Source organism: Paenibacillus sp. FSL P4-0113, from assembly GCF_038009305.1.
GTDB lineage: Bacteria > Bacillota > Bacilli > Paenibacillales > Paenibacillaceae > Paenibacillus > Paenibacillus polymyxa_D.
Genome location: NZ_JBBPAZ010000001.1, coordinates 4,388,213 through 4,400,773, shown reverse-complemented (window position 1 = coordinate 4,400,773; position 12,561 = coordinate 4,388,213). Strand labels below are relative to the sequence as shown.

The 12,561-nt window shown below is 47.0% G+C and carries 9 protein-coding genes; 2 read left to right on the top strand and 7 right to left on the bottom strand.

Going from position 1 to position 12,561, the window contains the following annotated elements; genetic code table 11:
- Positions 1 to 15: 15 nt before the first annotated feature.
- Entirely contained in the window at positions 16 to 654 is a 639-nt protein-coding gene (locus tag MKX46_RS19030) for a pentapeptide repeat-containing protein (protein ID WP_341071630.1), read from the bottom strand.
- A gap of 151 nt (positions 655 to 805) precedes the next feature.
- Here MKX46_RS19030 and MKX46_RS19025 point away from each other — a divergent pair, with 151 nt between their 5' ends.
- Positions 806 to 4,105 (top strand): DUF5695 domain-containing protein, encoded by a 3,300-nt coding sequence (locus MKX46_RS19025; protein WP_341071629.1) that lies wholly within the window; start codon positions 806 to 808, stop codon positions 4,103 to 4,105.
- Positions 4,106 to 4,388: 283 nt separating this feature from the next.
- Here the strand turns inward: MKX46_RS19025 and MKX46_RS19020 are convergent, their stop codons facing one another.
- The gene (locus MKX46_RS19020) at positions 4,389 to 5,435 is read right to left on the bottom strand and encodes a hypothetical protein (RefSeq protein WP_341071628.1); all 1,047 of its coding nucleotides are present in this window, start codon (positions 5,433 to 5,435) and stop codon (positions 4,389 to 4,391) included.
- A gap of 172 nt (positions 5,436 to 5,607) precedes the next feature.
- Between MKX46_RS19020 and MKX46_RS19015 the strand changes: the two genes are divergently transcribed.
- Positions 5,608 to 6,006 carry a hypothetical protein gene (locus MKX46_RS19015; protein ID WP_029515842.1) on the top strand — a complete coding sequence of 133 codons (399 nt, stop codon included), beginning with the start codon at positions 5,608 to 5,610 and terminating at the stop codon, positions 6,004 to 6,006.
- A gap of 407 nt (positions 6,007 to 6,413) precedes the next feature.
- On the opposite strand, the gene MKX46_RS19010 is transcribed toward MKX46_RS19015, so the two are convergent.
- The 5 genes from MKX46_RS19010 to MKX46_RS18990 all read right to left on the bottom strand — a co-directional run bounded on the left by MKX46_RS19010 (position 6,414) and on the right by MKX46_RS18990 (position 12,524).
- Entirely contained in the window at positions 6,414 to 7,241 is an 828-nt protein-coding gene (locus MKX46_RS19010; protein ID WP_029515843.1) for a carbohydrate ABC transporter permease, read from the bottom strand.
- Complete coding sequence (locus MKX46_RS19005; protein WP_029515844.1) at positions 7,238 to 8,122, bottom strand: carbohydrate ABC transporter permease; 885 nt, start codon at positions 8,120 to 8,122, stop codon at positions 7,238 to 7,240. The genes MKX46_RS19010 and MKX46_RS19005 overlap by 4 nt, the downstream gene beginning before the upstream one ends.
- A gap of 38 nt (positions 8,123 to 8,160) precedes the next feature.
- Entirely contained in the window at positions 8,161 to 9,441 is a 1,281-nt protein-coding gene (locus tag MKX46_RS19000) for an ABC transporter substrate-binding protein (RefSeq protein ID WP_029515845.1), read from the bottom strand.
- Between the two features lie 219 nt (positions 9,442 to 9,660).
- A complete protein-coding gene (locus tag MKX46_RS18995) occupies positions 9,661 to 10,728 on the bottom strand; it encodes a response regulator transcription factor (protein WP_029515846.1) in 1,068 nt (355 codons plus the stop codon).
- A complete protein-coding gene (locus MKX46_RS18990) occupies positions 10,725 to 12,524 on the bottom strand; it encodes a sensor histidine kinase (protein ID WP_029515847.1) in 1,800 nt (599 codons plus the stop codon). Before MKX46_RS18990 ends, MKX46_RS18995 begins: the two co-directional genes overlap by 4 nt.
- Between the last annotated feature and the right edge of the window lie 37 nt (positions 12,525 to 12,561).

Here is a 12,561-nt window from a genome sequence, read left to right as displayed (position 1 = left end):
CTCGAATATATCCCCTTATTTAATTACTAGCCCCAAAAGGCCCACAAAGGATGAAGCCTGATGCGGTGAGATGATGCAGCCATTCAAGTCTTCTATCTCTACTTGTAATCCATCAAATTCGCAATCACTGAGATCAATTCCCTTGAGCTTGGACCCCGACAGGGTGGCTTGATCCAGATTGCAACGGGCAAAAGAGGCTTTTTGTAGTGTTAAATGATACAGATCTGCACTTATCAAAGAACAATCCTCAAAACCAACTTGCTTGAAATTAGCAAAACGGAACATCGAATAATCCCCTAAACAATCCGAAAAACGAACGTTTTGGAACCTGCTTCTCGAAAAATCCGTTCCGAGCAATTTGCAGTTTCTGAACTCTACCCGATGGATAAAGGAACCTGAAAAATTAACATTCGATAGATCGCATTTATCAAAAATAACGTCTGTCCATTCACTTTCCGGCAATGACGATTCCATGATCGTTACATTTTTAAAAGTCATCTTCTCTAATGAAACCTTAACCGCTTCCATATTGTCCAAAATGATATCCTCTACAGACCCTATACTGAGTTCGTCTTTGGATCGTATGGAGCGCATTTCTTCATTTAATACGGGTAAATCCGCAGGAATCTTTGGCAACTCCATTTTATTTTTCATTATATCTCTACCTCCACGATTGAGAGCCCTCTAGGATATCTATATGAATCTATTTTCTATCAATTCTCATACATAGGGTAGCAAAAGTATTTCTCACACATATATTAACGTAGTGAGCACGCTCACGAACCTTTGTTAGGAGGTTGATAACATGGCAGTACAGCTATCTAATCAAGTGTTCTCCATCTCTGTCGGAGATTACGGGGATCTCTCTTCCTTGCGACTGGTAGGGGACACTTTTAATACCAACTATGTTATGAACAGCTCCAACGCACCTAAACAGAATACGTCGGATCATCAATGGCTGGGTGAACTCATGTTCACCTATCGTCTCGGCAACGGAGCGTGGACTCGGGCATGGACAAGCAATTCTGCTGATGCGCGCCAGATCACCTCTTCTGGAAACAGTGTCCAGGTAGCCTATCAGAATTCATCAAACCATCAGGGAATACGTAATTTCATTTTACATGAAACTTATTCGTTGGTTAACGATTATTTGCACTGGCAAATGAAAGTAACGAACAGCTCTAATCAAACGCTGGAGATCGGAGATTGGGGACTGCCACTTCCGTTTAACGAGTATTGGTCCGGTGGCAATAATGAACAAATTTATGAAACCAGAGTACTCTCACACTCCTTTGTAGGCCATAATAGTTCCTTTATTACCGCTGGACGACCTAGCGGCATCGGACCGTATGTACTACTAATCCCTGATGCCTCAACGGGGGCTGGTCTCGAATATCAGGACCATTGGAGAACTGAGGAGCATCCCGGCAGCACATGGGCTATGGAGCAAGGGGGCTGGTCCGAAGGACTGAATGTGTTCTATATCCACTCCAATGTCATCAAGAGCACCAACCGTGGCTATCTTGGAAGCACCAGTCTGTCGCTGGCTCCTGGTGAAAGCAAAACGTATGCTTTTAAATTTTACAAGGTAGCGGACGAGCAGGCCGTAAAGGACAGGCTGTACAGTGAGGGACATGTGGATGTGACCGTGGTTCCGGGTATGATCTTCCCAACCAATCTCAAGGCTAAATTCGATCTGCATACCAGCAAATCCATTACCTCTGTCACCGCGCAATATCCGTCGGAAACGACCATCAGCTATCTGGAAACAGCCCCTACAAACCATAAAATATATGAACTTACACTGGGACGACTGGGACAAAACAATATTACGGTTAACTATGGTAACGGCGAAAAAACCGTTCTCCAGTTCTATGCCATCGAGCCAATCGAAGCTGCACTTCAGCGTCACTCTACCTTCATGGTCAACAGCACCCAATGGAACGTTCCGGGCGACCTGAGGGATAAGGTCTTTGATGACTGGATGATGCAGTACAAGGCCAAACGCAACAGCTTTGCTGGTTACTGGGGCTGGGGTGACGATTGGGGGCTAACTCACGGTCAGTTTCTGGCGGAGAAAAACGTTCAGAAGCCCGTGGCATCTGAGATCAAGGCAGTCGATGATTATTTGGAAGTGGCCATCTGGACGAATTTGATGGAAGGCCATCATAGCGATTATCTGGTTCCTGATTTCCTGATGCCGCAGCCTAATACGACACCAACGTACCGGGGCTATGCCTATCCGCACATTTATAATACGTTTTTTAGCATGTATAAACTTGCCAAGCTGTATCCCAACCTGATCAGCTATCGCAATAGCAAAAACACATATTTGCTACGTGCTTATCATATTTTTAAAGCGTTGTATGAAGGCCCTGTTGCCTATAACTGGAACACGGGACTCATGGGTGAGCTAACTACACCTGATATTATTAAAGCGCTTCAGGAAGAAGGCTTGACCACCGAGGCTAACGACCTGATTGCCAAAATGGCTACCAAGTACAACAATTTCAAGAATACCACCTATCCTTATGGCTCTGAGTATAACTATGACAATACAGGCGAAGAAGCCGTATATACACTCGCCAAAATGAACAACAACACGACGATGATGAGCAAAATCAACGCCAAAACGCGTGCTGCACGCGGTCATATGCCTGTCTGGTACTATTACGCCGATCCGGTCACCATTACCGGAGAGAATTGGTGGAACTTCCAGTACACGACCTCACTGGCCGGCTATGCGATGGATGACTGGACACGTCGTTATTCGTCCAAGCCTGAAGTGGATCAGCGTCTATCCTATGCCGCCAAGCTGGCGAACATCGGGGCGATTAACTCGGGACAGATCAGCTCTGATCCTGCCAATATCGGGGCGGTATCGTGGACATATCAGGCAGGCAAGGGCAATTACGGCGCCCTGGGTCTGGACGGCGGCCCTCTCTTTAACGGATGGCGTGGCATGTCCGGGGAAGCCGATCTAGGGCTGTTTGGAGCCATTAAAATTCTAAGCTCGGATGTTGCTGTCGATCCCATATTCGGTTTGTTCGGTTATGGCTGTGACGTTACAGAAAGCAATAACAGCTATACGGTTACTCCAAAAGACGGCGTATTCCAACGTCTGCATCTGATCACCCAGAAGCTGAGTCTGGAGTTGAACCGGGATCAATATAGCTTGGCCATCGTGTCCAAGTCCAAGAACAACATGCGCCTGACACTGAAAAATATGACCCCAGGCACGACTCATACTACCGTTATGAGCTTGACCGGACTCGCGGCAGGTACGTATGACGTGCTCGTAGACGGCACAAAAACCGGATCAGTCACGGCTGCTAACAGCTCTGCGATCACGGTCAGACTGAATATCGGTACGGCAGCCAACTATGATATCCGTATTCAGTCGAGTACAGGTAATCCGTCTCCCGCTGGAGACATCATAGCCCGTTATGAATTTGACGAAACGGCCGGATCTACCGCAGCCGATTCGTCAGGTTATGGACAGCAGGCCAGTGTAAATGGAGGCGCGTGGGGAGCCGGACGGAAAGGCAATGCCCTGCACTTTAACGGTACAGACGCCTATGCTAGCCTGCCCGGTGGTATCGTTAGCAGCCTCAATGACTTTACCATTGCCGCGTGGGTACGGGTGAACACGCATAACGGCTGGGCACGCCTGTTTGATTTTGGAGCAGGCACGGATCGGTATATGTTTTTGACACCTAAGGCCGAGGGAACTGGTATGCGCTTCGCTATCACTATCTCGGGGAACGGAAAGGAACAACAGTTGAATGCGCCGGAGCTGGCAACAGGGGTTTGGAAGCATGTCGCCGTGACTTTGTCAGGCAATACTGGAATGATGTATGTGGACGGTGTAGAGGCGACGCGTAACACGAACATGACGCTGAATCCTTCCAGTCTTGGACTGACAAACCGGAACTATATTGGGAAATCCCAGTTTGATGATCCCTATCTGAACGGCGCAGTAGATGAACTGATCATTTACAACAGAGCCCTGACCGCTCAGGAAATCCGGGGCTTGGCCTCGGCAAGTAGCATCATTACAGCCCCTGATGTGGGAGTCCAAGCATATGCTGAGGGGGCAGATTAGAATGCATTATGCATTCATTTCATGCCATTAACGTTTTAGATTGTGAATGATTTGTACCGTGAATCATCTGTGTCGTGAATCATTTGCGTCGTAAATGATTGGGATCGTGAATTACTTCTGCTGGTGCTTCTCATTGCCTCCACCCCGGATTTCTTATATTAATTCTGTAATCAGGGGTGAAATCCGGGGAGGTGATGCTTCCGAAGTGAGCCGCCCTATGGAAAGCATTTAAATTGACGCCTTACCGGGACGATCAGCGGCAATTTTTCCATCGGGAGGGCGTTTAGCTCCGTCTAATGCGTGTCGTTCTTGGTCTTAAGCGAGCCAGTTCCTCACTGGTGAGCTGCCTAGTATAAGAGCGAGGGGAAGATCCTGTATCTACCCTCAGCACCCTGCCTGCCCCGTTGGGGCGGGCTACCCGTGTGTTGAATACCTGCATGGCCCACTGCACTGGAAAGGCTATGGATAAGCGACCATCTGCCGTGCCTGCATAATTAACCGCAGCTGCATAATTATCAGACTGTCTGAGCCATACAGAGCCAGAATCCCCGGGTAGTGATACAGGAGTCGTACCTCTAATAACCGTCTGATCTTCGAAGGTCAGTAAGCCCAACTCTCCACCATAATTGATTTGCAGGTCCGTATAGACGGACTCTACCGTGCCATTGACCCGCCCGGTCGTACGCCCTACCTTCTTCAACCTATCCCCTATGCGATAAGCGGTCACATGACCCGGAATCGCTCCTACTGTGGCATAACGCGGATTGAGCAGGTTGTTACGGGTCGGAAGCGAAAGCGCCCCATCAATCAGGTTCGTTCCGGTAGGATTCAAGCGCACGTAACGATATAGCCGTCCTATACGATCCTGAGCAACCGTCCCCCCATCGGCTCCGCCTGGCTGAATTGTAGCCTCCCGATTGTCTGTATTGGAGGGATTGAGGACATGGTTGTTGCTAAAAAGATAACGTGTAGCCGGCGCTCCAGTTGGGGCAACGATGAGTCCGGTTGTACCGGAGCCTTCAATCGTCCCGACACTGTAGCCGGCGATGACCGGGCGTATGCGCACTCTGTAGTCCGTAGCATTGGCTCTGATCTTTCCAGTCTTTACAATTCGGACTGGAACGTTTGTTTTCTTTCCTAATGCGGTGGCCGACAGGAGTCCAGTATAGGCCGACGCTAAACGGTCCGTGTACACAATGACAGCGGCTCCCCTTTTGGGATGGGCAGGGTCCCTGTATCCTACGCCAATGCCGTGGACACCGGACATTTTTAAGACTCGCTTGGCCATCCGCTTTTTCACTTGAAGCGCGGCCGAGAAGGTAGCCAACATGATCATCTCCTTTTACATTCAGATGAAATATTGTATGGCTAAGGCCGCTTCGCGTTCCATTTGATCTACGATCGCTGTATTGAAAAGCATATGAAAACATACCATAAAATGGTACACTTATTTCCGAAATTGACATCTTATCATTTGATTCTGATGTTCAAGGAGGTACTTTATGTTTTCAATCATGTTGACATACAGCATACAAGCAATTGCAATTTTACTAATTATCTTTGAATTGTTGAGAAAAAACAGAAAAAAAGTAGGCTGGGGATCACTTTCACTGCTGTTATCTCTTCTTGGCATGGCTGTTTCTTTTGAATTTGGCGATTACATATTGGGAGACCAGTTGCTTTCCTTTTTTGGATTGTCCGCATGGTCCAATCCTGTCGATAATACTAGGTTTCACTACACCATTTATCTATCCAGTATTTTTTTTATTCCCAGTTTAATCATTGGATATAAAAATCCTAAAGAGTTTGGAGCTACAATCGGAAAACGGGTTTCTAGTATATATCTAACTTTGATCATCATTTCGCTTTTATTTTTTATTATAAGTATTTTCTCGAAGTAACGTTGGATGTGCGTCGTTCCAAAACAAAAGCCTTTCTCAGCGGAGGGTTTCTGTTTTATCACATTAATTCCGAACATTCCTGGGTGGGTAATTAGATTAAGGAGCTGATATTATCTATAATTCATTTACCTCAACATTTTTTGCTGCGTTAACTGCAATCACCCTCATAACGCTGCCAAAATTAGAAGCTAGGGTGAGTAAGAGAACAATGTTGAAAGTGAGAATTTCCATAATAACAACAGTTCTGCTGATCGGAGTCGTGTTGTATATCATTGACCCTCAGTGGTGGATCATTGTAGCCTTTGCAATTTTGTTTGTAACCCTTCCTATCTTTTTATTGAAACGTTGGCGCGAAAAAAGCTGAATCAGAGAAAAAGCCTTCCTTATTGATAGGAAGGCTTTCCACCTTATCCCTTAACCGCTCCCTCCGCGATTCCTTCCATAATGAATTTCTGAAAGAATGCATAGATCAGGATAACCGGGATGGAGGTCAGCACGAGTGCGGCCAGAATAAGCGACCATTCCTTGTTGTACTCTCCAAACAGCATATTGGTCGAGAGAATCAGGGTGTAATGGTTCACATCCGTCAACATCAACAATGGAAGTAAAAAGTCATTCCAAATCCACAAGAAATCCAAAATCGCGATAGTAACTGTAATCGGCAGCAGCAAAGGAAATATAATGCGAAAGAACGTCTGAAACTCATTACAACCGTCCATTTGTGCGGATTCTTCCAGCTCACGCGGGATGGATTTGACAAATCCATGATACAAAAAGATCGCCATATTCACACCCAAGCCGATATAGATCAGGGCCAAGCCGTACGTACTGCCCTGAACGGACAAATCTTTTGCCATTCGTGTAAGCGGTATCATAATGGAGTGAAACGGCACCAGCATCGATGCGACAAATAGGAAGAAAATCGCACTGCTCAGTTTCCCCTGTGTACGAGACAGCTTGTAGCCTGCCAGCGCCGAACAGATCACAATGCCACCAATGCCGATAAAAGAAATAATCGTGGAATTCAGAGCGCTGTTTAGCAAATGAGTCTGATGAAAAGCCTGACTGTAATTTTCAAAATGAAGCTTTGTCGGCAGCGCTGTAAAGGATGCAAACATCTCACCCTGTGTTTTAAACGAATTAATTACCGCCATGTAGATCGGGAAGAAGGACACGACTGCGCCCACGCACAAAATCAGCGTAATCAGCAAGGAATTGGCTTTCTTCAACCTCATGCCTCCACCTCCCTCTTCTTCATGACACGCAGTTGAATCAGGGTGAAAATGAGAACAATCGCGAACAAAATAACAGATTTGGCACTCGCATAACCATAACGGAAGTTGTTGGAGAACGCCTCCTCATAAATGTTCATTGTAATCACCTGTGTACTGCGCCCCGGCCCCCCGCCAGTCAGTCCGTATACGACCTCATACACCTTGAAGGCACCATTCAGCGTCAGGAAGAAACAGATCGTAATCGCATGAGTAATCATCGGCATCGTCACACTTCGCAATGTCTGAAATGCGTTCGCCCCGTCAATAATCGCAGCTTCCTTCAAGCTTTGTGGTACACCTTGAAGCGCAGCCAGATAGATGATCATCATATAACCGACACCATTCCAGAGCGACACGATAATAATAGCGAAGAAAGATACTTTCGGATCGCCCAGCCACGATTGTCCCAAAAAGGCGATAGCCGTCTTTTCGGCGATCTGTGGCAGCACGGAGGAAAAAACGAATGTCCACATAAATGCGCTAATAATGGTACTGATCATATTGGGCATAAAAAATATCGTCCGGAAAAATCCTTTGGTACGTGTACGCGACTCAATCAACACTGCCAGTGCCAGCGCCAGTACATTTTGCAGCACAATCATGACGAATACGTATTTAAGGGTAAACCAAAGGGAATTGAGAAAATCGGGGTCTTCTTTCAACGATTCCACAAAGTTCCCCAAGCCGATAAAGCTGTAATTGGGATTCAATCCGTTCCAGTCTGTAAAGCTGTAGTACATGCCGCTGATCGTTGGAATGAGCAGGAAGATGGCATAAAAGATCAGCGCCGGGGCTGTAAACGCCAGTAGCATGACGTATTTTTTATAGATTTTAAAAGGCATGGAGTCTCTCCCTCCTGGTGTAATTCTGTAGGTTACCGTTACTTGTTCACTTTGTTATACGATTTCCATGCCTTATCCAGCGCCTTAATGACATCATCCTGCGAGAGCTGACCCGCATAATAGGATTGTAGCGATTTGCCTGCCTCGTCCTTGACCGCTTGCGGGATCGATGGATCTTGGTACGACTTGCCTGCTTTTACGTATTCGGTAGCGTCATTAACCCAAGGATAGCTTTTAAACGTATGCACTTTGGAGATCGGGTTAAATTTCAATGCTTCATAGAACGCACTGGAATCCTTGTCATCCAGCACATAGTTAACAAAATCGAGCGCAACCTCCTTATTCTTGCTTGTAGAGGATACAGCCAGCGAAGTCGAAGTGGACAAATTGATCAATGTCGCATTCGGATCGTCATTGATCGGCAGCGGAGCTACCCCAAAATCCATCTTCGGATCCGATTTTAAAATCGTTTCTGCAAACCACGGTCCCTGAATCCACATCGCCGCTTTACCCGAGGCAAACGCAGCCGATCCATCATCCCCACCGATTTCCAGCGCCTTGTCCGTACCGTTACTATTCACCAGATCAATAATATCGAACATGCTTTTCATTTCGGAAAAAGAGCCTTTATCCTGATTCATCCGGTCGATAAAATCCTTATTCTGTGTGTTCATCATCGCACCCGCTGTCAGCGGCACGAACAGCTGTGGAATCCAGGATTCCTTGTAGGACAACAGGAACGGTTTCACATTATTCGCTTTCAGTTTCTCGACCACTGCCTTCATTTCGGTCAACGTTCCCGGCGGCTGCAAATCCAAATCCTTAAATATCTTTTTATTGTACAAGTAGCCCCATGAGATCGTCTCCAAAGGAACCGCTACGACCTTTCCGTCTTTGGTTGTTACCGAAGGCTTCACACTATCCATCAATTTGTTAACAAAAGGCAGACCGGACAAATCCTCCAAATAGCCCGCTTTATAAAACGGAGGGATTTCATTCACCGCGTGCAATGCAAATACGTCCGGCGCATCGTTGGATGCGAGTCTTGTCTTCAAAATTTGTGCAGCGTTATCCGCAGGCGGCATCTCCAGTTGAACCGTAACGTCGATATTTTTATCTTTCTTCTCTTTCGCTACGAACGCATTAATGTATTTATCGTAGTGCTCCTTCAAACGGGGCTGAGCAATAAACATTTTGAGATTCACCGTTTTGCCGTCTCCACCGGAACCGCTGCTGTCACTGCCTGAAGAATTCGCTCCACACCCGGCCAATAACGTGCCAACCAGCATTGTGCTCAATACACCTTTCCACATTTTCATAAAAAATGACCTCCCCTATTTTGAAAATAACTGCTACCCACCGGCAAATCAGTTGTTATTCAAAGCAGCTATGCCGCCGGTCTTCAACCTCTATTCGGCTCTGTGCGAACTTCATAAAGGCCAAATTCCTTTGTATCGCCCCTTTTGTATACGCTTTCATTATAGAATGGGAGGTCACTTCTGCCATTGGACACCCTTAGCTTATTGGATTGGACTTTTTTAAACTTCCTTCCTCATTTCACCGGGTGCCATGCCAAAATGCTTTTTAAATACCCGATAGAAATAAGACACATCCTCATATCCTGCCATCTCCGCAACTGCTTTAATTGAAACCTGTTTATTGACCAGCCATTCTCGCGCCTTTTCCATTCTTCGCGCTACAATATAGTCCGTTACATTTTGACCATACTCCTGCTTAAATACCTTGCTCATATACTCCTTGCTCACAAAAAAGTTTTTCGCCAACTGCTCCAGTGTAATCGGCCCAGCAAAGTGACTGTCGATATATCGCCGTACCTCTTCTAAATTCAGCTTGTTTTTGTATTTCCGCTGCCGAATGAGCTGATCCAGTTCCTGAACATAGCACGACGATACGAATTCCAACGCATGTTCTACAGAGGATACGGCATCCTGCGACAGTAGAGATCCTGCCTTTGCCGTAGAAGTATCCAGCCCGTTATCCGCTGCCAGCTCTTTCAGCAGGGAAAGAAGCTCCTGCACTAGCCTGCCTAGCATAGGTGGACTCGGCGCTCCATAACTCTCCAGCTCCTGCATAACCTGTCTGCAGGTTAGGTTCACCCCGTCACAGTTCAACTCATTAAAATAAAGACGCAGCAGTTGCTTATACCGGGTCAGCTTGTGAAAAAACTCATAATCCAGCTCCGTCGCTTCTTGCTGCTGTTCAGCAGCCTTGACCTCCAGATCGTTTTTGCATTTGAGCAACACTGCATTCAGCTCGGCAGGATTGACTGGCTTTAACAAATAATCGACGGCCTTGTAACGGATGGCATGTTTGGCATACGCAAAGTCATCATATCCGCTCACGACAATGATTTTTACATCAGGACAATGGTTATTTAGCGCTTGCAGCAGCTCCACTCCGTCCGCACCCGGCATGTGCATATCCGTAATCACAATATGGGGAGCTAACTCCCCGACTAGTCTGAACGCCTCGTCTCCGTCCTCAGCCTCACCCACTACCAACATTCCGAGTTTTTCCCATGTGCCAAATGTCTTCAGAATATCGCGATTCCACGGCTCATCGTCCACAATTAATACTCTGATCATACTTTTCCCTCCTCTGCTGAGATGAATGGAATGCGGATGGTAACACGTGTACCAACACCCTGCTCACTATCTATCATCACTCCGTAGTGCACTCCAAAATTCATCCGTATGCGTGAAGACACATTGCTCAATCCGATATGACTACCCTGCGCCCAGATCGGTTCCTCCGACGCGTTTTCCAGCTTTGCCCGTACCTTTTCCAGCTTGTCCGGGGTCATGCCGTTTCCATTATCGCAAACCGTAATACACACATCTTCTCTCATAATCTCCACTCGAATTCCCATTCGCCATGCCCCTGCCTTACGGTCAAGACCGTGCTGAAACGCGTTTTCTAACAATGGCTGAAGCGATAGCTTAGGCAGACGAATATCCATCGCCTGTTCTTCCGTCTCCACCTGAAACACTAATCTTTGTGGAAATCGACGTTGTTGGATGCGCATATAATGCCCTACATGGTCGAGCTCTGCGCGTAAAGAGGCCAAATCCTGAGGCTCCCGTACCACGTAACGGAACATCTCACTCAGCGACCGAATAACTTCATAGGTGTCCTCCGGCTTTTGAGAAAATACCATACTCCCGATCATTTGCAGTGTATTTTGCAGAAAATGTGGATGAATCTGTGCCTGGAGCGCTTTCAATTCAGCCGTCTTTTTTTGCAAATTGATACTGTATTCCGTCTGGATATGCTCGCGGATTCGGCCTGCCATCCCATGCAGACTTCTTTCCAGCAGTCCTATCTCATCCGGACGTGTACTTGGCTGTCCAACCGGTCCTTTGATCATATCCAGCTCCTGTACGGAACGTGCCAAATGAACAATCGGACGTGCAGTCCGCCATGCGATGAAAACGGCAATGCAGATGGAAACCAGGATTGAAATCACGCCGACGATGATACCATACAGCATCGTTGAAAAGGCGCTGTGGTTAATGGAGGAAGTGGGTACGATTTTGACCAGCTTCAGCCCAACTACATCCAGATCATTATAGAACACATAATGTTCAGCAGTTTGAATCATCCCGGGGCCCGGCTTAACGTCACGCAGAGCTGTCAGCACTCCTGCAGGAGGAGGCGACTGAAGAGCCTGTGCTGGATACATAACCCTGCCATCTGCATCTGTAATCAACACTTGATGCTGATCCCCTCGTCCCAGCAGGCCCAGCGTCTGATCGAATTGAGACCACAATACATCCAAAGAAATAGCTCCCGTCTGCTTTTGGTCTTCAAAACGCCGAATACTGCGCGTCAGAGTAAAGCGTTCCGGGTCAGTAGAGCTTGGGCGAATCAAATAATCCTTATTCGCTTGCCACATCTCGGCATACTGTGGGGGAATACCGCTCACCGTCGTAATTTCATTTTGCATGCTATTGAAGGTAAACAAGGTTTGCGATTGCTTCGAATAAAGCTGGATGCCGATCACATGACTTCCGGCCGAATAATACACATTCGCCATCGTATTCAGCATTTTTCGCTGGGCATTAAATTGGCTTGAAAGATTGTCAGGCTCGCGCTCATTCAAATAATCGCTCAGATCAGGACTGATCTGAATGCTGTAAATCAGATGATTCAGACGATCTAGCTGATCGCTGATATAGATCCCCGTCCATTTCATATTGGACATGTTCGTCTCTACCACTTCCGTTTCCATGGAAGCTCTGCTTTTCTCCGCAGCCAGCACCGTGACAGCAATGACCGGCAGCACAGACAAAACAACCATCGTCAAGATCAGCTTGAGCTGAATGCTACGTCGATACGGGGCCGTCAGCGCCCGGAACCAGCGAACTGCTCGGGTTGGCATAGCGATGCACTCCTCTTTCAGCCATATGCGAAAACGC